Here is a 25,917-nt window from a genome sequence, read left to right as displayed (position 1 = left end):
TAGGAGGAAAGTAAAAAATGAACACAGAATTATTGGAGGCACTCAACATTCTGGAGAAAGAGAAATCTATCAGTAAAGATACTTTGTTAGAGGCTATTGAGCAATCTTTAATTCAGGCATGTAAGAACCATTTTGGAAAAGCGGATAATATAAAAGTGAATATTAATCCTGAAACATGTGATTTTGGTGTGCTTGCAGAAAAAACTGTAGTAGAGGAAGTTTATGATCCGGTTACAGAAATTAGTCTGGCAGATGCGAAGATGATGAATTCTCAGTATGGATTAGGTGATATTGTAAATGTAGAAATTAAATCCAAAGAATTTGGACGTATTGCTACACAGAATGCAAAGAATGTTATTTTGCAGAAAATCCGTGAAGAGGAAAGAAAAGTGATTTTTGATCAGTACTATGGAAAAGAAAAAGATGTAGTAACTGGTATTGTACAGCGTAATCTGGGAAGAAATTATAGTATTAATTTGGGAAAAGCAGACGCGATTTTAACAGAGAATGAGCAGGTAAAAACAGAGGTATTTAAACCTACAGAAAGAATTAAAGTATATATTCTGGAAGTAAAAGATGCGCCAAAAGGACCGAAGATTATGGTTTCCAGAACACATCCAGAATTAGTAAAACGTCTTTTTGAAGCAGAAGTTACAGAAATTAAAGATGGAACTGTAGAAGTAAAGAGTATTGCAAGAGAAGCAGGCTCCCGTACTAAGATTGCAGTTTGGAGCAACGATCCGGATGTTGATCCGGTTGGTGCATGCGTAGGTATTAATGGCGCCAGAGTAAATTCTGTTGTAGAAGAATTAAGAGGAGAAAAAATTGATATTATCAACTGGAGTGACAATCCGGCTCTTTTAATTGAAAATGCATTAAGTCCGGCAAAGGTTATTTCTGTTCAGGCTGATCCAGAAGAAAAAAGTGCAACTGTTATTGTCCCGGACTTCCAGCTTTCTCTGGCAATTGGTAAAGAAGGACAAAATGCAAGACTTGCGGCAAGACTGACAGGCTTTAAAATTGACATTAAGAGTGAAACACAGGCAAGAGAAGCCGGTGAATTGGATTTTTATGAAGAAGAATATGAAGAAACAGCTGCTGAAGAAAGCATAGAGGAAGTAAGTGCAGAAGAAACAGCAGAAGAGTAAGGTGAGCATATGAGTACAGGAAAGAAAGTCCCTATGCGGAAATGTGTGGGCTGTGGTGAAATGAAGAACAAAAAAGAAATGATGCGTGTATTAAAAACAGCAGAGAATGAAATTGTTTTAGACACTACCGGCCGTAAAAATGGAAGAGGCGCTTATTTATGCTTTTCTAAAGAATGTTTACAAAAGGCCGCAAAAAACAGGGGACTGGAACGTTCTTTAAAGATAGCTATACCAAAAGAGGTTTATGAAAACCTTGAAAGGGAGTTTGAGAATGTTGAGCAGAAATAAAGAGCTGGCTTTTTTAGGCCTGGCAGCAAAAGCCGGAAAAATTGTAAGCGGTGAATTCGCTACAGAAAAAGGCGTAAAATCAGGTCAGATTTTTTTAGTCCTTACAGCACAGGATGCATCAGAAAATACAAAGAAGAAGTTTAACGATATGTGCACATATTATGAAGTGCCTTTATATAATGTAGGAACAAAGGAGGAGTTAGGGAACGCCATCGGAAAAGATTATCGAGCATCTCTTGGAGTGACGGATGAAAATTTTGCTTTGGCAATGATTAAAAAATTGGAAAAAATGGGTCATTAACATGAGAAGGAGGGCAATATATGTCAACAATAAGAGTTTACGAACTGGCAAAGGAAGTAAACAAAACAAATAAAGAGGTTTTAGATTTTTTAAAATCCAAAAATATAGAGTTAACCAGTCACATGAGCAATGTAGACGAAACACATGCCAATATGGTAAGAGATAATTATAAAAAAGGAAATAAGAATGCTCAAGAAGGAAATTCTTCTGTAAAACAGGAGAATGGTGAAAAACCTAAGAAAAAGATTATTCAGGTATTCCGCCCTCAGAATGCCAGTCATACATCTGAGAAGAAACAAAAACCACAGGAGCATAGAAGCGAAGAAAACAGAGGTACACAGGATTTGAAACAGGAAAATAGAAATAACAACCGTCCAAATAATAATCGTTATAAAGAAAACGGAGAAGGCCGTCAGGGAAATCGTAATAGCAACGGAGGGGAAAACCGTTCAAACAATCGATTTAACAAAAATAATGGGGAGAACCGTCCAAACAACAGAGGGGGAAACGGAGAAAACCGCCAGAACCGTCCAAATAATCGTTTTAATGGAAATGGGGAAAGCCGTCCAAATAACCGTAATAACGGAGAAAATCGCCCAAATAATAATCGCTATAATGGCAATAATAATCAGGAAGGCCGTTCAAATAATCGTTTTAATGGAAACGGAGAAAATCGTCAGGGAAATCGTTTCAACAATAATAACGGAAATGGAGAACGTTCAGGAAATCGTTTCGGAAATAATCAGGGAGAACGTGGAAATGGACGTTTTGGCGGCAGAAATGATGGAAGAGGAAATGACAACAGACGTGAACAATCCTCTAAATTTGATGCTCCAAAACTGGAGTTTGTAGAAAAAGACAGTCGTAAAGCAAACAGAGAAAACAAGAAAAAAGATAACCGCAGAGATGAATATCAAAATCAGGGAAAACGTCCAAATCAGGGTGGATGCCGTCAGACACAGAAAATCCCGAAAGCGATGCAGCTTCAGAAACCGGTATCTCATCCTAAGGAAGAAAAGAAAGAAGAAGTAAAGGAAATTACACTTCCGGAAAAAATGACAATTCGTGAACTGGCTGAAAAAATGAAAATGCAGCCGTCTGTGATTGTGAAAAAACTTTTCTTAGAAGGTGTTATGGTTACCGTAAACCATGAAATTGATTTTGAAAAGGCACAGGAAATTGCTTTAGATTACGATATTATCGCAGAGCAGGAAGAGAAAGTAGATGTAATCGAAGAACTTTTAAAAGAAGAAGAGGAAGATGCGGCTACCTTAGTTTCCAGACCACCGGTTGTATGTGTTATGGGACACGTTGACCATGGTAAAACTTCTCTTTTGGACTGCATTAGAAAAACACATGTTACCGATCGTGAAGCCGGCGGTATTACACAGCACATTGGTGCCTATATGGTAAGTGTAGACGGACAGAAGATTACTTTCTTAGACACACCGGGACATGAAGCATTTACAGCAATGCGTATGCGTGGTGCAAATGCTACAGATATTGCAATCTTAGTAGTAGCAGCAGATGACGGTGTTATGCCACAGACCGTAGAGGCAATTAACCATGCAAAAGCTGCAGGAGTAGAAATTATTGTTGCAATCAATAAAATTGATAAACCAAGTGCAAATATTGAAAGAGTAAAACAGGAGTTATCTGAATATGAATTAATTCCAGAAGACTGGGGCGGAAGCACAATTTTTGTTCCGGTGTCTGCTCACACAGGCGAAGGAATTGATAACTTGTTGGAAATGATTTTACTGACTGCTGAAGTTGCAGAATTGAAAGCAAATCCAAACAGAAGAGCCAGAGGTCTTGTAATTGAAGCTGAGCTGGATAAAGGAAAAGGTCCTGTAGCGACAATTTTAGTACAGAAAGGAACACTGCGTGTAGGTGACTTTATTGCAGCAGGAGCATGCTCAGGTAAAGTTCGTGCTATGATTGATGATAAAGGAAGAAAAGTAAAAGAAGCAGGTCCTTCTACACCAGTTGAAATTCTGGGATTAAGTGATGTGCCAAATGCAGGAGAAATTCTGGTTGTTACAGAAAATGATAAAGAAGCGAAGAACTTTGCGGCAACTTTTGTATCTGAAAATAAAAACCGTCTTCTGGAAGAAACAAAGGCGAAAATGTCTCTGGATGACTTGTTTAGCCAAATTCAGGCAGGTAATTTGAAAGAATTGCCATTGATTGTAAAAGCAGACGTACAGGGTTCCGTGGAAGCGGTAAAACAGAGTCTTGTAAAACTTTCCAATGAAGAAGTTGTTGTAAAAGTAATTCATGGCGGTGTTGGTGCAATTAATGAATCTGACGTTACACTGGCAAGTGCTTCTAATGCGATTATTATCGGATTTAACGTAAGACCGGATGCAACTGCAAAATCTGTTGCAGAGCAGGAAGGTGTTGATTTACGTTTATATCGTGTTATCTATCAGGCAATTGAAGATGTGGAAGCTGCTATGAAGGGTATGCTGGATCCTGTATTTGAGGAAAAAGTTATCGGTCATGCAGAAGTGCGCCAGATTTTCAAGGCATCAGGTGTTGGAAATATTGCAGGTTCCTATGTGCTGGACGGTATTTTCCAGAGAAATTGTAAAGTACGTATCAGCAGAGAGGGCGAGCAGATTTTCGAAGGCGAGCTGGCTTCTCTGAAACGTTTTAAAGACGATGTAAAAGAAGTAAAAGCAGGATATGAATGCGGTCTTGTATTTGAAGATTTTAATGACATCAAAGAAGAAGACAGAGTAGAAGCATATATTATGGTGGAAGTTCCAAGATAGAGCTTTTAGAAGCGGAAAGGAAATCATGAGAAAAAACAGTATTAAGAATACCCGGGTAAATGCAGAGGTTCAGCATGAGCTGGCAAGCTTAATTCGGGAAGGGATTAAGGACCCAAGAATTCATCCTATGACATCTGTGACAGCAGTAGAAGTGGCTCCGGATTTAAAAACATGCAGAGCTTACATCAGTGTTATGGGAAATGAAGAGGCAAAAAATAATACCATTGCAGGCTTAAAAAGTGCAGAAGGATATATTCGCAGACAGCTTGCAAAAAATATCAATCTTAGAAATACTCCGGAAATTCGTTTTATTTTAGACGAGTCTATTGAGTACGGTGTTGCCATGTCAAAATTAATTGATGAAGTCACCGGAAAAGAGGAGGTGCAGAAAGATGGAGAAGATAACCAGTGAATTAGCGGGAATTAAAACAGCAGCTATTGCCGGCCATGTGCGGCCAGATGGTGATTGTGTAGGTTCCTGTATGGGCTTATATCTGTATTTGAAGGAGAATTATCCTGAAATTGAGGCAGATGTATATTTGGAGGAAGTAAAGGAGGGATTTTCCTTCCTGAATTCCATCCATGAGGTAAAAAAGGAGCTGGATGAGAATAAGATATATGATGTGATATTTATTCTGGACACCAGTGTGAAAGACAGAGTAGGTGTGGTAGGAGCAGCCTTGGATACAGCAAAGAAGACGATTTGTATAGACCATCATGTGAGTAATAAAGGCTTTGCAGATATTGATGTAATTTGTCCTTCAGCCAGTTCTGCTTCAGAGCTTTTGTATACACTTTTGGAAGAGGAAAAAGTAACAAAAAGCTGTGCTGAAGCTATTTATACAGGAATTGTCAATGATACAGGAGTGTTCCAATATTCTTGTACAACACCGAAAACTATGCGAATTGCAGCAAAGCTTATGGAGACAGGGATTGAGTTTTCAAAAATTGTCGACCAGGCGTTTTACGAAAAAACCTATGTGCAAAATCAGATTTTGGGCAGATGCCTTATGGAAAGCATTCTGACGTTGGATGGAAAGTGTATCATTGGAAGTGTTCGTAAAAAGGATATGGAATTTTATAACGTTACACCTAAAGATTTAGATGGAATTGTACAGCAATTGCGAGTGACAAAAGGAATAGAAGTTGCTATTTTCCTTTATGAAGTAAAGACACAGGAATTTAAAGTAAGCCTGCGCTCAAATGGTAAAGTAAATGTAAATGAAGTGGCATCTTATTTTGGCGGAGGCGGTCATATTCTTGCCGCAGGATGTACTTTGCATGGATCTGTTTATGATGCCATGAATAATCTGCTGCGTGCCATTGAAAAACAATTATTGAAAGATGCGAATTAGAAATGAAAAACGGAATCATTAATGTTTATAAGGAAAAGGGTTATACCTCTCATGATGTGGTCGCAAAGCTTCGTGGAATTTTAAAGCAGAAAAAGATTGGACATACAGGAACATTAGACCCTGATGCGGAAGGTGTTCTTCCGGTATGTCTGGGAAAAGGAACGAAGCTTTGTTCTTTACTGACAGATAAGAGAAAAACTTATGAGGCAGTTCTCCATTTAGGTATAGAAACAGATACACAGGATATTTCCGGCAAGGTTTTAAAAGAATGCCCTGTAAGAGTTTCTCCATCAGAAGTGGAAAGTTGTATAGCAGGTTTTTTAGGCAGGCAGCAGCAAATCCCACCTATGTATTCCGCACTAAAAGTACAGGGAAAGAAACTGTATGAACTTGCCAGAGAAGGCATTGAAATTGAACGTCAGCCGCGGCCGGTTACTTTTTATGAGATAAAAATATTATCTATGGAATTGCCTTTTGTGCGGTTTTCAGTAACATGTTCCAAAGGTACATATATTCGGACACTTTGCCATGATATCGGAGCAAAGCTGGGATGTATGGGATGTATGGAAAGCCTGGTCAGAACACAAGTGGAGCGTTTTTCTATTACGGACAGTTTAAAATTATCGCAGATAGAAGCTCTTGTGCAGGAAGGGAAAATAGATGAGAAAATTGTTTCTGTAGAAGAAATGTTTTCAAATTATCCGGCTTTTTTTGCACAGCCACATTTTGATAAAATGCTGCAAAATGGTAATCCCATTCCTTATAAAGATCAATCTCTTGGAGAAAGAGTACGTATGTATACCAGCAGTGGCGTCTTTATTGGAATTTATGAATGGAATACTTCCAGACAGCAGTACAAGCCACTGACAATATTTTGTACCCCTCAGGATTTCCAATGAGGCAAAGGAGAAGCTATGATTTATACAACAGAAGTACCTCATTTGAATTCCGGCATAAGGAGTGCAGTTACTCTGGGAAAGTTTGATGGATTTCACAGAGGTCACCAAAAACTAGTGGAATGTATTAAACAAAAATCCAATGAAAACTGCCGTACCATAATTTTTACTTTTGATATATCCTGTAAGGCTTATCAGCAAAAATGTATACCAAAGCTGCTTTTGACTTATGAGGAAAAAAGAGAAGTGGCAGAGGCGCTTCATGCAGATATTTTGGTGGAATGTCCTTTTACAGAAGAATTGATGAATATGGAGCCGGAAGCTTTTGTAAAAGAATATCTGGTGGACAGGCTTCATGCAGAATATCTGGCAATCGGCTCGGACTTCCATTTTGGACATAACCGTAGTGGTACTCCCCGGCTTCTTTTTGCATTGGGAGAAAAATACGGATTTACAGTGGAAATTATTGAAAAAGAAAAAGACGGTGAAAGGGAAATCAGCAGTACGTATATTCGGGAAGAGTTAGAACAGGGACGAATGGAAAAAGTAGAAAAACTGCTGGGATATCCTTATTTTATTAAAGGGGAAATTGTTCATGGCAGGCAGCTTGGAAGAACTATAGGTGTACCTACCGCAAATTTAATTCCCCCGCCAATGAAAAAATTGCCTCCAAATGGTGTATATGTCACACAGTCTTTGATTGGAGGAAAGATTTATTCCGGAATTACAAATGTAGGGTATAAACCTACTGTAAAAGAAAATTTTATCGGAGTGGAAACCTATCTTTTTAACTGCAATGAAGATTTATATGGGCAGGAAGCAGAAGTCAGGTTTTACAAATATTTACGTTCTGAGAAAAAGTTCGGCTCGTTATCAGAATTAAAGACACAATTAGACACAGATGTAGAAACAGCTCGAGCTTTTTTTGAGAAAGAATATGGACAAGTGCTGGAACTTCGATTATCATAAAGTAAAGATTTTAAAAAGAAATCTTTTTTTACGAAGGAGAGAAAAATGAATATAGAAAACCTATTGTCGCTGATAGGCGGTCTTGGTCTGTTCTTATATGGAATGACCGTTATGGGGGATAGCATTGAAAAAGCGGCAGGAGCAAAGATGAGGAGTTTCCTTGATTTCTTTACCAAAAACCGTTTTATCGGTATGATGTTTGGTATGCTTTTCTGCGCTATTGTACAGTCATCAAGTGCAACAACGGTTATGGTAGTCAGCTTTGTAAATGCAGGACTGATGAATTTAGTTCAGGCTGCAGGGGTAATCATGGGTGCCAATGTAGGTACGACCATTACGTCTCAGCTGGTAGCATTTAATCTGTCTCAGGCAGCACCGGTATTTTTAATGCTGGGTGTGATTGTTACAATGTTTTGTAAAAACAATAAAGTGAAGCAGATTGGTGAAGTGGTATTAGGATTTGGTGTTTTATTTATGGGATTGTCCCTGATGTCAGGAAGCATGGAAGGAATGAAAGAGTCTCCTTTTGTTGTGGACATGCTTCATAGCATCGACAATCCGTTCTTGGGAATTCTCATTGGATTTATCATCACTGCAATTATTCAGAGTTCATCTGTTACAGTCAGTATTGTACTTTTAATGGCACAACAGGGACTTTTGCCTCTGTGGATATGCTTCTATATTATTTTAGGCTGTAATATCGGTTCTTGTACAACAGCACTGTTGGCGAGTATCAGCGGCAACAAAGATGCAAAACGTGCGGCAATGATCCATTTTCTGTTCAATGTAATAGGAACGATTGTAATCGCTACGATACTGCTTCTGGGAGAAAGCTGGGTAGAAGCCGGAATTCGCAGAATTTCCGGTGACAATATTGGAAGATGTGTGGCAAATGCCCATACATTCTTTAAAGTTTTCCAGGTAATTATCTTATTCCCATTTGCAAAATGGATTGTAAAACTTACATACCTGTTCGTACCGGATAAAGCAGGACAGGAAAAACAAAAAGGTTTTCAGCTGGAATATATAGGACCATCCAGTGTGTTTTCACCGAATACAGCAGTGGTAGAAGTTACAAAGGAATTAGAACGTATGGGAAATATGGCTGTGGAGAATTTAACAAAAGCCGTAAACGTTTTAATCAAACCAGAGGATAAGATGATACAGGAGGTTTATGAAACTGAGCAGAAAATCAATTACATGAACCACGCCATTACCGATTATCTGGTAAAAATCAGTCAAAGCACATTGCCGATTGATGATATGAAAAATATTGGCGGTCTGTTCCATGTGGTAAACGACATTGAGAGAATTGGAGATCATGCAGAAAATGCAGCAGATTCAGCAGTACTGCGGAAAGAAAAGAACATTTCTTTTAGTAAAGAAGCAGAAGATGAACTTTTGAATATGCTGAATAGAGTTATTCAGATTACGAATTACTCTATTGATATGTTTTCCAATAACAGCAAGGAACACCTTCAGGAAATTCTGGATTTAGAGAACGGCATTGACCAAATGGAAAGAGATTTACAGGAAGCCCATGTAGAAAGGCTGAAAAAGGGCCAGTGCAGGCAGGAAGCCGGAATGCTCTTTTCGGATATTATTTCAGGGCTGGAAAGAGTGGCAGATCATGCTACAAATATTGCGTTCTCTATTTTGGACGAGGAACCGGAAGAATAAAAAACGTATAATATACAAAAGATAAGCCTAAGGGAAAGTGCCCTTGGGCTTTTATCATTTCAAAATTTGTTGAAAAGCCTCAGGAAAGGGATATATTATGCGAAATAGTCAGAAATTAAAAATTATTATGGCAGCAGCCGGAATTGTTTTATCAGGAATATTTTTTGGAGAATGTAAGGTGTGGGCAGAGCCTCAGGCGCAATGCGAAAAAAACAGTGCTTATGCAGATGTAAATACATGTCTTAATATTCGTGAAGGAGCAGGTACGCAGTATCGGGTTTTAGCACAGCTTCCTAAAGACGGATATTGTGAAATTGAACGCTGGGAAGGTGACTGGTGTTATATCAGTTCAAATGACATTTCAGGATATGTTTTTCGGGATTATCTGGAAACGGGATTTACAAAAGAGGAGTATTTAAAAGCTACCAATCAAAAGGAAATGAAATATGCTTATTCTTTGCAGCAAAAGGAAGGTGTAGCTGCATCGGCAACAATATCAGGAAGACGACAGGAAATAGTGGATTTTGCCCTGCAGTTTGTAGGAAATCCTTATGTATGGGGAGGAACCAGTCTCACAAACGGAGCAGATTGTTCTGGATTTGTACAGAGCATTTATAGACAATTTGGTATTTCCCTGCCAAGAGTTGCTGCGGATCAGGCAAATGCAGGCACCAGAATTTCTGTGGAAGAAGCTTTGCCCGGCGATTTGATTTTTTATGCGGAAAACGGTTCTGTTTATCATGTGGTAATGTATATTGGAAACGGAAAAGTAGTACATGCCAGCAGTTCGGCTTCGGGAATTAAAGTTTCCAATTTGTACAGGGCACATGCTGTAAGCGCAGCGAGATTTTTTATTTCATAGGAAATTGTATAAATACTTCTTTACAAGCAATGTATGATATGCTATACTCAAAACGTTGAAATTAGCCGTAATTCAGAAATTGGAATCTCCAACCGTTCCTTAATTACCGGCGATTAGATTAAAATTAATGGAGGAAAACAAAATGATTTCTAAAGAAAAGAAACAGGCAATCATGGCAGAATATGCAAGAACACCAGGTGATACAGGTTCACCAGAAGTACAGGTAGCTGTTTTAACAGCAAGAATTCAGGAGCTTACAGAGCACTTGAAAACAAACCACAAAGATCATCATTCAAGACGTGGTCTTCTGAAAATGGTAGGTCAGAGACGTGGATTACTTGCATATCTGAAGAAAACTGATATTGAAAGATACCGTTCTTTAATTGAGCGTTTAGGTCTTAGAAAATAATCAGAACCAGAGGACGGGGCGGAAGGTTTTCCGCCCTTTTTTTCACGCAAGCCAGATACCGAGACCACTGAAAAGTATATTTCAAGAAGTGTATTTTTCAGTTGTTTCGGACGGGCTTTGCTGTTAAGTTAAATAGGAAAAAGGAGACAAAAGTATGTATAAGAGTTTTTCAATGGAACTGGCAGGAAGAACACTGACAGTTGATATAGGACGTGTGGCAAAACAGGCGAATGGTGCTGCACTTATGCGTTATGGTGATACAACTGTATTGTCTACAGCTACAGCTTCTGATAAACCAAGAGAAGGAATTGATTTCTTCCCATTAAGTGTAGAATATGAAGAAAAAATGTATGCAGTAGGTAAAATTCCGGGTGGATTTAACAAAAGAGAAGGAAAAGCAAGTGAACACGCAATTTTAACTTCCCGTGTTATTGACAGACCAATGCGTCCATTATTCCCAAAAGATTACAGAAATGATGTAACTTTAAACAACATGGTTATGGCAGTTGATCCAGAGTGCAATCCGGAAGTTGTTGCAATGCTGGGTTCTTCTATTGCAACTTGTATTTCAGATATTCCATTTGACGGTCCTTGTGCAGCAACACAGATTGGTATGGTAAACGGAGAACTGGTTGTAAATCCTTCTTTGGCACAGAAAGAAATTTCTGACCTCCAGCTTACAGTTGCTTCTACAAGAGAAAAAGTTATCATGATTGAAGCAGGAGCAAATGAAATTCCTGAAGCAAAAATGATTGAAGCAATCTTCAAAGCTCATGAAGTAAACCAGGAAATTATTGCATTTATTGATAAAATTGTTGCAGAATGCGGAAAAGAAAAACACAGCTATGAAAGTTGTGCAGTTCCAGAAGAATTATTTGCTGCAATCAAAGAAATTGTAACACCGGAAGAAATGGAAGAGGCTGTATTTACAGATGAAAAACAGGTTCGCGAAGAAAATATCCGTGCGATTACAGAAAAACTGGAAGAAGCTTTTGCAGAAAATGAAGAATGGCTGGCTGTATTAGGAGAAGCTGTTTATCAGTATCAGAAAAAGACAGTTCGTAAAATGATTTTAAAAGATCATAAACGTCCAGATGGAAGAGCAATTACACAAATTCGTCCTCTGGCAGCAGAAACAGATATTATTCCAAGAGTACATGGTTCTGCTATGTTTACAAGAGGTCAGACACAGATTTGTACAATCACAACTCTGGCGCCATTATCTGAAGCACAGAGATTAGACGGACTGGATGAATTTGAAGTAAGCAAACGCTATATGCACCACTATAACTTCCCATCTTATTCTGTTGGAGAAACAAAACCATCAAGAGGACCGGGACGCCGTGAAATCGGACATGGTGCGCTGGCTGAGAGAGCTTTAGTACCGGTTATTCCGGGAGTAGAAGAATTCCCTTATGCAATCCGTACAGTTTCTGAAACTTTTGAGTCGAATGGTTCTACTTCTCAGGCCAGCATTTGTGCATCTACTATGTCCTTAATGGCAGCAGGTGTGCCGATTAAGAAACCGGTAGCCGGAATTTCCTGCGGTCTGGTTACAGGAGAGACAGATGATGATTATCTGGTACTTACTGATATTCAGGGATTGGAAGACTTCTTCGGCGATATGGACTTTAAAGTAGCAGGTACACACGATGGTATTACTGCAATTCAGATGGATATTAAAATTCATGGTCTGACAAGACAGATTATTGAAGAAGCAATTGCAAGAACAAAAGAAGCAAGAGAATATATCTTAACAGAAGTTATGGAAAAATGTATTTCTGCTCCAAGAAAAACAGTGAGCAAATATGCGCCCAAAATTGTTCAAATTCAGATTGACCCGGAAAAAATCGGTGATGTAGTAGGTCAGAGAGGAAAGACAATTAACGCAATTATTGATGAAACAGGTGTAAAAATTGATATTGATGACAATGGTGGTGTATCTATCTGCGGAACAGACCAGCATATGATGGATAAAGCAGTAGAATATATTAAGACAATTACAACAGACTATCAGGAAGGTCAGATTTTTACAGGAAAAGTTATCAGTATTAAGGAATTCGGAGCATTTTTAGAGTTTGCACCTGGAAAAGAAGGAATGGTACACATTTCTAAAATTGCAAAAGAAAGAATTGAGAAAGTAGAAGATGTACTTTCTATTGGAGATGTTGTTAAAGTTGTTTGTCTTGGAAAAGATAAAATGGGACGTATCAGCTTTAGCATGAAAGATGTTCCAGAAGAAGCATAAAAATTGTATATAGAGAGGTTAAAGGACGGCATAGGAAAGAATATCCGTCCTTTTTCTCCATAAACAGGAAAATGCAGAGGTGAGAATATGCGTTATCATAATATTACAAAAGACGATATGTTAAATGGTGATGGGCTTCGGACTGTTTTGTGGGTAGCGGGCTGCGACCACGGCTGCAAAGGCTGTCAAAATCCGGTGACATGGGATCCCAACAGTGGATTGGAATTTGATGATGCTGCAAAGGAAGAAATTTATGAGCAGCTAAATCAGAGTTATATTGCGGGAATTACATTTTCCGGCGGCGATCCGCTATATTGGGGGAATGTTTCTGATGTAACAGATTTAGCAAGAGAAATAAAAGAAAAATATCCGAAAAAGACGATTTGGCTGTATACAGGATTTGTATGGGAAACAATTTGTGATATGGATATTATGCAATATGTAGATGTACTGGTCGATGGAGAATTTGTAGAAGAAAAAAAAGATGTTTCTCTGAAATGGAAAGGCAGCTCCAATCAAAGAGTTATTGATGTGCAGCAGTCTTTGAAATCAGGAACAGTGGTATTACATGCCTAGGAGGAAAGATGAGAAGAATTGCAAAGTTTCATAAAGTAAGTGAGACACAGTTTGTAGAAGGATTTCTGGATTGCTTTGCAGAAAGAAGCGAAGCAGAAGCAAAAGAAATTTATGAAACATTAAAATTACCCAGAAGAGCAACAGCAGGAAGTGCAGGATATGACTTTTTCAGTCCGGTAGATTTTGAACTGAAACCCGGCGAAAGCTTAAAAATTCCTACGGGAATTCGTGCGGAAATGGAAAATGACTGGGTATTAAAATTATATCCGAGAAGTGGATTAGGCTTTAAATTCCGTTTACAGTTAAATAATACAGTGGGAATTATTGACAGCGATTATTTTTATTCTGACAATGAAGGTCATATTTTCATTAAAATTACAAATGATTCTAACGAAGGAAAAATTGTTCAGGTAAAAGCAGGTACAGGATTTGCACAGGGAATTTTCTTAGAATATGGAATTACAGTAGATGATGACGCAACTGCTGTAAGAAATGGCGGATTTGGCAGTACAACAGGGAAATAAAAGAAGTGATAGCATGCCAGTAAACACTTGCATGTTATCTTTTTTTATGATAATATATTTTGAGAGTCAAAATAATTGAAAATCATAATAGTTTAGAACTCCGGGAGGATAAAAGCATGATAATAGAACCAAAAGTAAGAGAATTTATTTGTACTACAGCACATCCGGAAGGGTGCAGAGAAAATATAAAACAACAGATTGCTTATGTAAAGGCTCAGAATATAAAAGAAGGACCTAAAAAAGTATTGGTAATCGGTGCATCTACAGGATATGGCCTGGCAAGCAGAATTACAGCAGGATTTGGATGTGAGGCGGGAACGATCGGTGTTTTCTTTGAGAAGCCTTCTAATGGGAAACGCACAGCCACACCGGGATGGTATAATACAGCAGCTTTTGAAGAAGAAGCTCGTAAAGCAGGGATTTACGCAAAATCAATTAATGGAGATGCTTTTTCGAAAGAAATAAAGAAAAAGACCATTGATTTAATTAAACAAGACTGGGGAAAAGCAGATATGGTGATTTACAGCCTTGCGGCACCCAGACGCACAGACAAAGATGGAAATTTGTGGGTGTCTTCTTTGAAAACTACAAAAGAGGCATTTACAGAAAAGAGCTTGGATTTACGAAATAATACGATAGTAGAGAAAACAGTAGAACCTGCCAAACCAGAAGAAATTCAGGGAACCATGAAAGTTATGGGCGGTGAAGACTGGATGGAATGGATAGAGGCATTAAAAGAAGCAGATGCTATAGAAGAAAATGCATTGACTGTGGCATATTCTTATATTGGACCGGAGCTTACCTATCCGATTTATTTTGATGGAACCATTGGACAGGCAAAACGTCATTTGGAAAATACAGCAAAAATGATCAGACAGAAGTTTCCTGAAATCAGTGCTTATGTTTCAGTAAATAAAGCGCTGGTTACACAGGCAAGTGCAGCAATTCCTATTGTACCCCTGTACTTTGTTATTTTATATAAAGTTATGAAAAAAGAGGGAAATCATGAGGGGTGTATTGAACAGATTGCTCGTTTGTTTAAAGAAAAACTTTCAAAAGAAGTGGTATCGGTAGATAATGAAGGAAGAATTCGAATGGATGACTGGGAATTATCAGATAAAGTACAGCAACAGGTGATTTCTGCATGGGAACAGGTAACAACCGAAAATGTAGCGGAAATTTCAGATATTGAAGGATATTGGGAAGATTTTTATCGGATGTTTGGATTTCATTTCCCGGAAGTGGATTATGAAAAAGATGTAGAAATAGACATTAAAATACCAAGTATAGAATAGTGGATATGCCTCAGTCATTCCATGGGAAACAAAACAGTCTTATTGTTTGTTAATGGAATGCTGAGGTTTATATCCGCTAAAAATTAGTTTTCTTTTTCCAGTTCTTCTTCAGTTTTTAAGTTGGCAATGAAATCATGGAATGCCTCAGCAGCAGCCATGTATTCATCTTCTCTTTCGATATTAGTAACAATTGGTGAATCATTTTCTTCAGCATAACGGAATAAATAAGTTTCACCATCTGTATTTTTTCCATTTTCATTTAATGGCACCAGTGCAATATATTCTCCAAAACCTTCCACAGGGAAAGTGGTAAGTACAGCACATTCTAAAACAGTGTCATCTTCCAGAGTTAATTTAATAGTAGGATTTGGAACTTTTGGGATAGTTCCCTGGTTGTTTCCACCTGCGCTGGAACAATTTGCAGTGCAGGAAGCGCAGTCGCTTGGATTGCAGCTTTCAATATCGGTTGTATATGTTTTTTCGCTCATTTTCTGACCTCTTTCTTCATTATAAGTTTTAAAAATATTTTACCAGATACGGAAAAGGAATGCAATACAGAAAGGATTTGCATTTTTATTTCCAGACACGTATAATGGAAAATGAATGATTGTTTTTGTAGGCATACTTTTGTTCTTATCAGAGAGGGGGAAAAGAACTTGGAGAAAGATACATCTCATTTAATGAAAAGAGCAGAGCATTTTAAAACAATTCTTACAGCAGAGGGATTTTTAGTAGGGGCTGTTGCAGGTCTTGTCGTACTTTTGTATCGTATTATTTTAGAATATGCAGGCAAAGGCATGAATAAAGTGTTAGAATATGCAAGACAAGAGCCGCTGGCAGCAGTTTTATGGTTTGTAGCACTGTTTATCATTGCCTGTGTTGTGGGAAAACTGGTAAAATATGAACCCATGATTTCCGGAAGCGGAATTCCTCAGGTAGAGGGAGAGATGATGGGAAAATTAAATCAGGTGTGGCAGCGTGTGCTGCCTGCAAAGTTTCTGGGTGGTTTTCTATCATTATTTTCAGGCCTATCCCTTGGAAGAGAAGGTCCGTCTATACAGATTGGAGCTATGACAGGAAAAGCAATTTCTCAAACTTTAGACAGAGGAAAAACAGAGGAGAAATATTTAATTACCTGTGGTGCAAGTGCAGGACTGGCGGCAGCTTTCCATGCGCCTTTAGCGGGAGTTATGTTTTCTCTGGAAGAGATACATAAAAACTTTTCGGTGTCGGTTTTAATATCTGTTATGACGGCATCGATTACAGCAGATTATATTTCCAGCCAGTTTATGGGATTTCAGCCGGTATTTCAGTTTGATGTGGGAATGGAGATGCCGCCTCAGTATTATTGGCATATTGTGATTTTAGGTATTCTTTTAGGGATTATGGGCGCCTTTTATAATAAGATGACAATCTGGGTGCAGAGCTTGTACTTTAAAGCAAAATGGTTAAATGAAACAACACGGCTTTTTATTCCCTTTTTGCTTGCCGGTATATTAGGTCTTGTTATGCCTCAGATATTAGGAAGCGGACATCCTCTGATTGATATGGCGGCAGAGGGAAACATGATGCTTACCTCTCTTTTGATTTTATTTGTGGCGAAATTTCTGTTTTCTTTGATTTGTTTTGGATCGGGAGCTCCTGGTGGAATTTTCTTTCCTCTTTTAGTGTTAGGCGCGCTTTTAGGCGGAGTTTACAGTAATTTTGCAGTTCAGTACATGGGATTGGATGCTTCTTATATCAGTAATATGGTTCTTCTTGCCATGGCAGGATATTTTACAGCTATTGTAAGAGCGCCTATTACAGGAATTATTTTAATTTTTGAAATGACAGGTCAGGCAAGCCAGATGCTTTCTATGTCCTTAGTGTCTATTGTGGCATATCTGGTAGCTTCGGCACTGAAATCAGAACCTATATATGAAAGCCTTTTAAGTGGATTGTTAAAGAGACGGGGTGAAAATATCCCGGAAGGTACAGGTGAAAAAATTTTGCAGGAATTTGTGATTTGTCATAATAGCTTACTGCAGAATAAGATGATTCAGCAGATTGAATGGCCTAAAAATTGTTTGCTGGTATCAATAAAACGGGGTGGAAACGAATTGATACCAAAAGGAAGAACGATACTGTTTCCGGGAGACATTCTGGTGACTTTAACGGACGAAAGGGATGCTCCGGCAGTATATGACTATATGGAGGAAGTATGTGCGGAGAAAAGAGAATAGAAACAGCACCGGGAAATAAATGGATACAAGGTGTGGAAAAAAAGAAAGATGGTTTTGTATTTACTTTAGAAGCAGAAAAGGATGCGGAAGTTTTTTTGCTGCTTTATACAAAAGAGAGAGTTTTAGAAATCCCATTTTTGCAGGAAGGAAGAAATGGAAACCTTCTTTCTATGGAAGTAAAAGGAATTTGCGAATATCCGCTGAAATACAATTATAAAATAAATGGAGAAGTGATACAGGATGAGTATGCAAAAATTTTGTATCATACGGCTTCTTTTGGAGAAAAAGATGAAAATATCTGTTGTGGGTATCTGGAAAGTAAATTTCATTGGAATGATGATAAGTTCGTTCCTATAGAACTTTGTAATTCTATTCTGTATAAATTACAGGTACGCAGTTTTACAAAAAGCAAGACCTCTAAAGTCAAACATAAGGGGACTTTTCAGGGGGTCAGGGAAAAGATAGAGTATTTAAAAGACTTAGGAATTACAGGTGTTCTCTTGATGCCGGCTTATGAATATAGAGAACTTCAAAAACCTCGTGTAAGAGGCAAAGCAGGGGAGCATCCGACAGAAGAAAGCGCAGCAGACAAGAGAGTAAACTGCTGGGGGTATACAGAAGATGCCTGTTATTTCGCTCCTAAAGCAGCTTTTTGTGCAACCCAAAATCCGGCAAAGGAATTTTCCGAGATGATAGATGCTTTTCATCAGGCTGATATGGAATGTATGATGGAATTTTATTTTGGGAAACATACAGCACCTGCAAAAATTCTGGATGTTCTTAGGTATTGGAAGATTACTTATCATATTGATGGTTTTCATATTATGGGAGAGGGGATTTCACAGGAACTGTTTATGAAAGACCCAATTTTGGCAGATTGTAAGTTGTTTTTCCATGATGTAGATGGTTATAATATTTTACATGGGGAAGCACCTAAATTTAAAAATGCAGCAGAATATAATGAAGGATTTTTATATTCTATGCGCCATGTATTAAAAGGGGATGAAAATATGGCAGAAGAATTTATGTTCCGTCAGAAGAGAAATCCTCTGTGTAATGGTGTCATCAATTACATGGCTGATCAGGATGGGTTTACAGTTATGGATATGGTTTCTTATGAAGAACGTCATAATGAAGCCAATGGAGAAGGAAATCAAGATGGAATTTCTTATAATTGCAGTTGGAATTGTGGCGTAGAAGGTGTGACTCGAAAAACATCTGTTAAAGAGCTTCGTCTAAAACAGATGAAAAATGCATTTTCTCTTTTATTATTCAGTCAGGGAACACCTTTGATTTTCCAGGGAGATGAATGGGGAAATACACAAAAGGGAAATAACAATGTATGGTGTCAGGATAATGAGTTATCATGGATTGACTGGAATGGAAGAAAAAATCAGGAAAAATTATGGGAATTTGTAAAAAGAGCTATTCAAATCAGAAGGGAAAATCCTATTTTACACTGGAAAAAAGAATTAAAAGGCAGTGATTATCAGGCGCTTGGCTATCCGGATATGTCTTATCATGGAAGGCAGGCATGGTATGTAGAAAAGGATAAGGAAGTTCGCTCTTTAGGAATTTTATATTGTAATGAATATGCAGGAAAAGCTTCTGAATTTTTATTTTTAGCATTTAATTTTCATTGGATTTCTCATGAGATTGCTCTTCCGGGTGCAGGAAATGAAATAAAATGGAATGTTCTTCTTTGTACAGAAAGCAACAAAGAAGAAAGACTGCAAGAAGGGTCAGAAGTTACAGAAAAAACCATAGAAGTACCTCCAAGGACAGTTATGATTTTAGCAGGAAAGCAGGAACAGGACGTATGCGGATTTGGAAGCATTTTAAAACGATTACAAGGCACAAGCTTTTAGTGATGAAGTATTGCTTTAAAATAGGACTTTATAAACAGGGATTACTCCATGATTTATCAAAATATTCATGGACGGAATTTTCTGTAGGATGCAGGTATTATCAGGGAACAAGAAGTCCTAATAATGCAGAAAGAGAAGCCACAGGGCTGTCTACTTCATGGATTCACCATTATGGAAGGAATAAGCATCATTTTGAACATTGGGTTGATTATGGAATTGATTGCGATACGATTATTCAGGGAGTGCCTATGCCAAGAAAGTATATTGCAGAAATGGTCATGGACCGAATTAGTGCATCGAGAAATTATCATCCGGCTACATACACAGATGCGGCACCTTTGGAATATTTCCTGAAAAGTAAGGAAAAGCTGTGGTTTGTTCATGAAAAGACGAATGAAGATTTGGAATTTTTGCTCAGGATGTTAGCAGACAGAGGGGAGAAAGAAACACTCAAGTACATTAAGCACGTATATCTGAAAGGAATGTAAAAATTTATGAATATACAGGGAGAACAGATATTAGAACTTATCAAAGGGTTATGGAATTTTGTACCGAAAGAATATATGATATTGATTTATCTCATTGGAACAGTATTTGCTTTTTTAAACTGTTTTATGGGATATCGATTAAGAAAGGTATGGGGATGCATTTTAGGTATCCTTATGGGCGGTGGAGCCAGCTTTGGAGCCGGTCTGTACTTTTTGCAGGACAAGATGATGGCAGGACTTGCAGCGGCAGCAGGAGCCTTGATTTTCGGACTTTTGGCATGGCTTTTGTATAAGTTTGGTGTGTTTGTTATGTGTACCGGACTGGTATATGGTATTGCAGTTTCTTTTTTTCAGGACGCAACGCTTACACAGCATTTCATTGCCTTAATAATCGGTTTGTTTGCCGGAACTTTTGCTCTGGGTTATGAAAAACAAATGGTTATCGGAATTACGGCTCTTTGCGGAGGCGTGGGCGGTATTCATTTACTGTTGGAAATGTTGGGAAAAGATGCCGGAGCAGGGGAGCTGATTTTAGGTCTTATTATGGCTGCTATCGGTGTGGCGGTCCAGGCATCTCCTTTTATGAAGGAGAAAGACTGGGAAGCAAAACTGTTTCATCTGCCAAGCGGTAGAAAGAAGAAAAAAGTAGTGAAAAAGACAAAAGTCAAAGAAGTAAATCATAGTACAAAAGGAAAGAAGAACAATAGCAGCAATAATAAGAAAACAGGGACAAAAAGGAAAAAATATCAGGAAGATGTTTTTGACGAAGAGGATTATGATGAAGAAGATTTGAAGGTGACAAATCGTGAAGAGTTTGACAAAACTCAGGAATATGAAATAGGAAAAAAACAATACGATAAACAAAACCAGATGCCTTATATGGCACCTGGAATCGGAATTGATTTGGATGATTTAAACCGAGAATTGTCACAGGAAATAAAGAAAATTTACAAAGATGATGGTCAGTAAAGGCTGTCATCTTTTATTGCGTTCACTTTGAGCTTGTAATTATTGACAAATACAGGAAATCTATGTATACTTTAGGAAAATAGTTTGATATACAAAATATTTGAAATATTAAATATAAACAAGGAGAAATTATGACAGTAAAGATTATAGGGACAGGAAGTGCTGTTCCTGCGTATTGCATGAAAAATAATGATTTTACAAAATTTATTGATACCAGCGATGAGTGGATTGTTACAAGAACAGGAATAAAAGAAAGGAGAATTGCCAAAGAAGAAACAACTGCAAGTCTGGCTTGTGAGGCAGCAAAGAAAGCGTTACAGTCTGCAGATGTAAATGCAGAAGAAATTGATTTAATTCTTGTGGCAACTTGTTCTCCGGATACGTTTTTTCCAAGTACAGCCTGTCAGGTACAGGCTGTTTTAGGGGCAGAGAGCGCAGCAGCCTTTGACATGAGTGCGGCTTGTGCAGGATTTTTGTTTGCATTAAATACGGCTTATGCCTATATTAACAGCGGTATTTGTAAAAAAGTGCTGGTAATCGGTGCAGATACCATGACACGTTTTTTAGATTGGCAGGACAGGGGGACTTGTGTCTTATTTGGAGATGGGGCAGGTGCAGTGGTTTTGGAAGCATCGGAAACAGGGCTTTTTTCTTCTGTGCAGCATGCAGACGGCAGAAGAGGAAATGTTCTAAGCTGTTCTGTGGGGTATGAGGAGAGAAGCTCTTATCTTCAGATGGATGGACAGGAGGTATTTAAGTTTGCGTTAAAAACAGTTCCGGAATGTATTGAGGAAGTTCTGGTAAAAGGAAAAACAGAAAAAGAAAAAGTGAAGTATTATGTTCTTCATCAGGCAAACAGCAGAATTATTTCCGGTGTTGCTAAGAAATTGGGAGAAAAAGAAGAGAAATTTCCCAGAAATATAGAAAAATATGGAAATACTTCCGCTGCAAGTATTCCTATTTTACTGGATGAGATGAATAAGGAAGGAAAACTGGAAAAAGGAGATATCCTTGTTCTGACCGGATTTGGAGCAGGACTTACATGGGGAAGTACGCTGTTGAAATGGTAACAGAATAAAACGGGGAAAGTCAGGAAATCCTTAAATAAAAGATAAATTTTAAGATATTTAGGGAGAAACTTATGAAAGCGTTTATGGATGAGGACTTTTTACTGTCCACCAATACTGCAAAGAAACTGTATCACGATTTTGCGGCGAAAATGCCCATAATAGACTATCATTGCCATATTCAGCCTGGTGAAATTGCAGAAGACAGAAAGTTTGAAAATATTACACAGGTATGGCTGGAAAGCGACCATTATAAATGGAGACAGATGCGTGCAAACGGAGTAGAGGAATATTATATTACAGGAAATGCATCAGATAGGGAGAAATTCCAGAAATGGGCAGAAACGCTGGAAAAGGCAATTGGAAACCCACTATATCACTGGAGTCATTTGGAACTTCAGAGATATTTTGGTTATAGAGGTATTTTAAACAGAGATACAGCCCAGGAAGTCTGGGAAATCTGTAATGCTAAGCTTCAGGACTTTTCTATGAGTGCACAAAATCTGATAAAACAGTCTCATGTAAAATTACTTTGTACTACAGATGATCCAATCGATGATTTAAAATGGCATAAAATCATAAAAGAAGAGGAAAGTTTTGATGTACAGGTACTTCCTACATGGAGACCGGATAGAATTTTGAATATAGAAAAGTCGGATTATCTGGATTATTTGAAAGAGCTTTCAAAGGCGGCAGATATGGAAATTCAGAATTTTCAGGATTTGAAAAAAGCAATGAGAAAGAGAATGGAATATTTTAAAAGTATGGGTTGCTGTATTTCAGATCATGGTTTAACTTATATGGTTTATATTCCGGTTAAAGAAAATGAGATAGAGAAAATTTTTTCTGCCCGACTTTATAACAAAAAAATTTCTTTAAGAGATACTGCAAAATTTAAAACAGCATGTATGGTTTTTCTGGCAGAAGAGTATGAAAAGTTAAATTGGGTTATGCAGCTTCATTACGGCTGTAAAAGGGATAATAATAGAAAGATGTATAAAAAAATCGGAGCGGATACAGGTTTTGACTGTATTGGAGATATTGCTTCAGGAACAGAGCTGGTGGATTTTTTAAATGCAGTAAATGAGAGAAAAAATTTGCCCAAGACAATTTTGTATAGTTTAAATCCCAAAGATGATGAATTGATTGGAACAATAATAGGATGTTTTCAAAACAGTGATGCAGTGGGAAAAATTCAACAGGGTTCAGCATGGTGGTTTAATGATAATAAAACAGGTATGGTAAAACAGATGACTTCTCTGGCAAATTTAGGGCTTTTGGGAAATTTTATCGGTATGCTTACAGACTCCAGAAGCTTTCTTTCCTACCCTCGTCATGAATATTTTCGCAGAATTCTCTGTGATTTGATTGGAAGCTGGGTGGAAAATGGAGAATATCCTAAAGATATGAAAACTTTAGAAAAGATTGTGAAGGGCATTTCTTATAATAATGCAGTAGAATATTTTGGATTTCAATTATAAGTAAAATTGTTGTAGTATTTTGACACAATTCATGCTAATATAGTACGGATAAAAAGAAAAAGGAGAAAAAGAGTGGAAAATCGTAAAATTATCCAAGTGGAAGAAAAAGTGCCGCCAAAACTTTTAATTCCGTTAAGTATTCAGCATATGTTTGCAATGTTTGGAGCATCTGTGCTGGTTCCGTCTTTATTTGGCATGAACCCTGCTATTGTTCTTTTCATGAATGGTGTGGGGACTTTATTGTTTATTTTGATTACAAAAGGAAAGGCACCGGCATATCTGGGTTCCAGCTTTGCTTTTATCGCACCGGCAATGGTAGTTATCAGCAAGTTTGGATATGAATATGCACTGGGAGGATTTGTCGTTGTTGGCTTTTGTGGCTGCATCTTGTCACTGATTATTTATAAGTTTGGTTCGGATTGGATTGATGTGGTACTTCCACCGGCAGCAATGGGACCGGTAGTAGCACTCATTGGTCTGGAACTTTCCGGCACTGCGGCAAAGAATGCAGGCTTACTGGATGAAAAAATTCAGACAGAAAGCGTGATTGTATTTTTAGTAACTCTTGGTGTTGCAGTATTTGGTTCCGTAGTATTCCGGAAATTTTTATCTGTTATTCCGATTTTGATTGCTATTTTAGCAGGATATGTTGCTGCAATCATCTGTGGAATTGTAGATTTTACACCGGTAGCAGAGGCAGCATTCTTTTCATTGCCGAACTTTACAACACCGAAATTTAATGTGGAAGCTGTTTTTATTATTTTACCGGTTATTCTGGTAGTTGCTTCTGAACACATCGGACATCAGATTGTAACAGGAAAGATTATCGGAAGAGATTTAATTAAAGATCCGGGACTGCATCGCTCTATGTTTGCAGATAATTTTTCTACTATGCTGTCCGGTTTTATTGGCTCTGTGCCAACTACCACTTATGGAGAAAATATCGGGGTTATGGCAATGACGAAAGTATATAGTGTGTATGTCATTGGAGGAGCAGCAGTACTCTCTATTGTTTGTTCTTTTATTGGAAAACTGACAGCGCTTATTCAGACAATTCCAAGCCCGATTATCGGTGGTATTTCTTTCCTGCTTTATGGTATGATTGGAACATCCGGTATTCGTATTCTGGTAGATGGTAAAGTGGATTATAGCCGTTCCAGAAATATGGCATTGACTTCTGTTATTTTCGTTACAGGTCTGTCCGGAATTAAAATCAGTATTGGTGAGATTGAGCTGACAGGAATGGTTCTGGCATGTATTGTAGGAATGATTTTAAGTTTGATTTTCTATATTTTGGATAAATTGAAATTGACAAATGACAGAGAACAGGAAATGGAATAAAGAAAAAATATTTTCAGTTAAGCGGTATAGCCTTTGAATGGGGTTATACCGCCTTTTCCTTATTGGGAGAACTTTGTTTTGTAATTTTCGCCCCACTCAACCATAGCGTCTAAAATTGGTTTCAAGCTGTACCCTGTTTCTGTCAGGGTGTATTCTGTATGTGGCGGCACTTCTGGAAATACCTGACGTGTAAGCAGCCCGCTTTCTTCCATAGAACGTAAATTTGCAGTCAGGACTTTTTGAGAAATTGTTCCGATAGATTTCTTTAATTCTCCAAAACGCTTTGTGCCCTCTAATAAATCGCGGATAATCAAAACTTTCCAACGGTCGCTAATCAGCATTAACGTTGTTTCTACCGGACAAGCCGGTAATTCTTTTCCCATAAAACAACCTCTTTTCTTTCAATAGTTTCTTTTAGGTAACTATAGCACAAAAAAGTGCTTACTTTACGAATTTGCTTTACGGCTATATCATAATCTTGCAAACGGAAAAGAAGGTAAACTGATTGTAAAAGAAGCTATAGAGAGAGGAATTGATGTTACTGCGGTTGTGCGGGGAGAAAATCAGTCTGTTGCAGCAAAAGTTATCAAAAAAGACCTGTTTGACCTGACAGCTTCTGATTTGGAGGGATTTGATGTAGTTATCGATGCTTTCGGTGCATGGACTCCGGAAACACTTCCCCAGCACAGCACTTCTTTGAAACATCTTTGCGATATTGTAAGCGGCAAAAATACCAGACTTCTGATTGTCGGTGGTGCAGGCAGCCTGTATGTAAACCCGGAACATACGGCACAGGTTATGGATGGTGCTGATTTCCCCGATATTTTCAAACCGCTAGCTTCTAACATGGGGAAAGCATTAGAAGAACTTCGTACCAGAAATGATGTAAAATGGACATATTTAAGCCCTGCCGGAGATTTTCAAGCAGAGGGTGCAAGAACCGGGAAATACATTCTGGGCGGTGAGGAACTGATACTGAACTCCAAAGGCGAAAGTGTAATCAGTTATGCGGATTATGCAATCGCTATGGTTGACGAAGCTGTAAGCGGCAAGCATATTCAGCAGAGAATTTCCGTTGTAGCGGAATAATCGAAAAATACCGGAAAGTCTTCTGCCTGTTTCCATGTATGCCCACAAAAGACGATAGGGA

Annotated in this window: 24 protein-coding genes and 1 pseudogene; 23 read left to right on the top strand and 2 right to left on the bottom strand. The window is 38.1% G+C overall.

The annotated features are described in order from the left end of the window. The first annotated feature begins 17 nt into the window (after window positions 1–17). The 15 genes from nusA to fabV all read left to right on the top strand — a co-directional run bounded on the left by nusA (window position 18) and on the right by fabV (window position 15,331). On the top strand, window positions 18–1,148 hold the full coding sequence (nusA, locus tag BQ7352_RS12685) for a transcription termination factor NusA (protein ID WP_072449555.1): 1,131 nt from the start codon (window positions 18–20) through the stop codon (window positions 1,146–1,148). Between the two features lie 9 nt (window positions 1,149–1,157). Further along, window positions 1,158–1,436, top strand: coding sequence for an RNase P modulator RnpM (rnpM, locus tag BQ7352_RS12680; protein ID WP_072449554.1), 279 nt, complete (start codon window positions 1,158–1,160; stop codon window positions 1,434–1,436). Beyond that, window positions 1,420–1,737, top strand: coding sequence for a L7Ae/L30e/S12e/Gadd45 family ribosomal protein (locus BQ7352_RS12675; protein ID WP_072449553.1), 318 nt, complete (start codon window positions 1,420–1,422; stop codon window positions 1,735–1,737). The genes rnpM and BQ7352_RS12675 overlap by 17 nt, the downstream gene beginning before the upstream one ends. A 20-nt stretch (window positions 1,738–1,757) precedes the next feature. Then, the gene (infB, locus tag BQ7352_RS12670; protein WP_072449552.1) at window positions 1,758–4,517 is read left to right on the top strand and encodes a translation initiation factor IF-2; all 2,760 of its coding nucleotides are present in this window, start codon (window positions 1,758–1,760) and stop codon (window positions 4,515–4,517) included. Between the two features lie 25 nt (window positions 4,518–4,542). Then, complete coding sequence (rbfA, locus tag BQ7352_RS12665; RefSeq protein WP_072449551.1) at window positions 4,543–4,929, top strand: 30S ribosome-binding factor RbfA; 387 nt, start codon at window positions 4,543–4,545, stop codon at window positions 4,927–4,929. Next, window positions 4,910–5,872 (top strand): DHH family phosphoesterase, encoded by a 963-nt coding sequence (locus tag BQ7352_RS12660; RefSeq protein WP_072449550.1) that lies wholly within the window; start codon window positions 4,910–4,912, stop codon window positions 5,870–5,872. The genes rbfA and BQ7352_RS12660 overlap by 20 nt, the downstream gene beginning before the upstream one ends. Window positions 5,873–5,874: 2 nt before the next feature. Continuing rightward, entirely contained in the window at window positions 5,875–6,771 is an 897-nt protein-coding gene (gene truB / locus BQ7352_RS12655) for a tRNA pseudouridine(55) synthase TruB (RefSeq protein WP_072449549.1), read from the top strand. A gap of 15 nt (window positions 6,772–6,786) precedes the next feature. Then, the gene (locus BQ7352_RS12650) at window positions 6,787–7,737 is read left to right on the top strand and encodes a bifunctional riboflavin kinase/FAD synthetase (RefSeq protein ID WP_072449548.1); all 951 of its coding nucleotides are present in this window, start codon (window positions 6,787–6,789) and stop codon (window positions 7,735–7,737) included. A 45-nt stretch (window positions 7,738–7,782) separates the two neighbouring features. Continuing rightward, on the top strand, window positions 7,783–9,417 hold the full coding sequence (locus BQ7352_RS12645; protein ID WP_072449547.1) for a Na/Pi cotransporter family protein: 1,635 nt from the start codon (window positions 7,783–7,785) through the stop codon (window positions 9,415–9,417). 97 nt (window positions 9,418–9,514) lie between these two features. Next, entirely contained in the window at window positions 9,515–10,279 is a 765-nt protein-coding gene (locus tag BQ7352_RS12640; RefSeq protein WP_072449546.1) for a C40 family peptidase, read from the top strand. Window positions 10,280–10,421: 142 nt separating this feature from the next. Continuing rightward, window positions 10,422–10,688 (top strand): 30S ribosomal protein S15, encoded by a 267-nt coding sequence (gene rpsO / locus BQ7352_RS12635; RefSeq protein ID WP_072449545.1) that lies wholly within the window; start codon window positions 10,422–10,424, stop codon window positions 10,686–10,688. A gap of 154 nt (window positions 10,689–10,842) precedes the next feature. Next, window positions 10,843–12,936: a polyribonucleotide nucleotidyltransferase gene (locus BQ7352_RS12630; RefSeq protein ID WP_072449544.1), complete on the top strand. Its 2,094-nt coding sequence runs from the start codon at window positions 10,843–10,845 to the stop codon at window positions 12,934–12,936. Between the two features lie 87 nt (window positions 12,937–13,023). Further along, window positions 13,024–13,512, top strand: coding sequence for an anaerobic ribonucleoside-triphosphate reductase activating protein (gene nrdG, locus BQ7352_RS12625; protein ID WP_072449543.1), 489 nt, complete (start codon window positions 13,024–13,026; stop codon window positions 13,510–13,512). A gap of 8 nt (window positions 13,513–13,520) precedes the next feature. Continuing rightward, window positions 13,521–14,036, top strand: coding sequence for a dCTP deaminase/dUTPase family protein (locus BQ7352_RS12620; RefSeq protein WP_072449542.1), 516 nt, complete (start codon window positions 13,521–13,523; stop codon window positions 14,034–14,036). 116 nt (window positions 14,037–14,152) lie between these two features. Continuing rightward, the gene (fabV, locus tag BQ7352_RS12615; protein WP_072449541.1) at window positions 14,153–15,331 is read left to right on the top strand and encodes an enoyl-ACP reductase FabV; all 1,179 of its coding nucleotides are present in this window, start codon (window positions 14,153–14,155) and stop codon (window positions 15,329–15,331) included. A gap of 83 nt (window positions 15,332–15,414) precedes the next feature. Here the strand turns inward: fabV and BQ7352_RS12610 are convergent, their stop codons facing one another. Next, window positions 15,415–15,819 carry a DUF1292 domain-containing protein gene (locus BQ7352_RS12610; RefSeq protein WP_072449540.1) on the bottom strand — a complete coding sequence of 135 codons (405 nt, stop codon included), beginning with the start codon at window positions 15,817–15,819 and terminating at the stop codon, window positions 15,415–15,417. A 168-nt stretch (window positions 15,820–15,987) separates the two neighbouring features. Between BQ7352_RS12610 and BQ7352_RS12605 the strand changes: the two genes are divergently transcribed. The 7 genes from BQ7352_RS12605 (at window position 15,988) to uraA (ending at window position 24,767) form a co-directional block, all read left to right on the top strand. Beyond that, the gene (locus BQ7352_RS12605; RefSeq protein ID WP_072449539.1) at window positions 15,988–17,553 is read left to right on the top strand and encodes a ClC family H(+)/Cl(-) exchange transporter; all 1,566 of its coding nucleotides are present in this window, start codon (window positions 15,988–15,990) and stop codon (window positions 17,551–17,553) included. Further along, entirely contained in the window at window positions 17,532–19,421 is a 1,890-nt protein-coding gene (locus BQ7352_RS12600) for an alpha-amylase family glycosyl hydrolase (protein ID WP_072449538.1), read from the top strand. The genes BQ7352_RS12605 and BQ7352_RS12600 overlap by 22 nt, the downstream gene beginning before the upstream one ends. Then, a complete protein-coding gene (locus BQ7352_RS12595) occupies window positions 19,373–19,909 on the top strand; it encodes a DUF5662 family protein (RefSeq protein ID WP_072449537.1) in 537 nt (178 codons plus the stop codon). The genes BQ7352_RS12600 and BQ7352_RS12595 overlap by 49 nt, the downstream gene beginning before the upstream one ends. Window positions 19,910–19,915: 6 nt before the next feature. Beyond that, window positions 19,916–20,878: an ABC-2 transporter permease gene (locus BQ7352_RS12590; protein ID WP_072449536.1), complete on the top strand. Its 963-nt coding sequence runs from the start codon at window positions 19,916–19,918 to the stop codon at window positions 20,876–20,878. A gap of 131 nt (window positions 20,879–21,009) precedes the next feature. Continuing rightward, window positions 21,010–21,948 (top strand): beta-ketoacyl-ACP synthase III, encoded by a 939-nt coding sequence (locus tag BQ7352_RS12585; RefSeq protein WP_072449535.1) that lies wholly within the window; start codon window positions 21,010–21,012, stop codon window positions 21,946–21,948. A gap of 71 nt (window positions 21,949–22,019) precedes the next feature. Further along, window positions 22,020–23,426, top strand: coding sequence for a glucuronate isomerase (uxaC, locus tag BQ7352_RS12580; protein ID WP_072449534.1), 1,407 nt, complete (start codon window positions 22,020–22,022; stop codon window positions 23,424–23,426). Between the two features lie 72 nt (window positions 23,427–23,498). Then, entirely contained in the window at window positions 23,499–24,767 is a 1,269-nt protein-coding gene (uraA, locus tag BQ7352_RS12575) for a uracil permease (protein ID WP_072449533.1), read from the top strand. Between the two features lie 59 nt (window positions 24,768–24,826). Here uraA and BQ7352_RS12570 read toward each other — a convergent pair whose 3' ends face one another. Then, a complete protein-coding gene (locus BQ7352_RS12570; RefSeq protein WP_072449532.1) occupies window positions 24,827–25,150 on the bottom strand; it encodes a winged helix-turn-helix transcriptional regulator in 324 nt (107 codons plus the stop codon). A gap of 97 nt (window positions 25,151–25,247) precedes the next feature. Here BQ7352_RS12570 and BQ7352_RS12565 point away from each other — a divergent pair. Continuing rightward, window positions 25,248–25,856, top strand: a pseudogene (locus BQ7352_RS12565) (SDR family oxidoreductase); the annotation flags it as partial. Between the last annotated feature and the right edge of the window lie 61 nt (window positions 25,857–25,917).

The organism is Blautia sp. Marseille-P3201T, from assembly GCF_900120295.1.
Taxonomy (GTDB): domain Bacteria; phylum Bacillota; class Clostridia; order Lachnospirales; family Lachnospiraceae; genus Blautia.
Note: the sequence above shows the minus strand (reverse complement) of the source record. Positions and strands in the feature narration are given on the sequence as shown.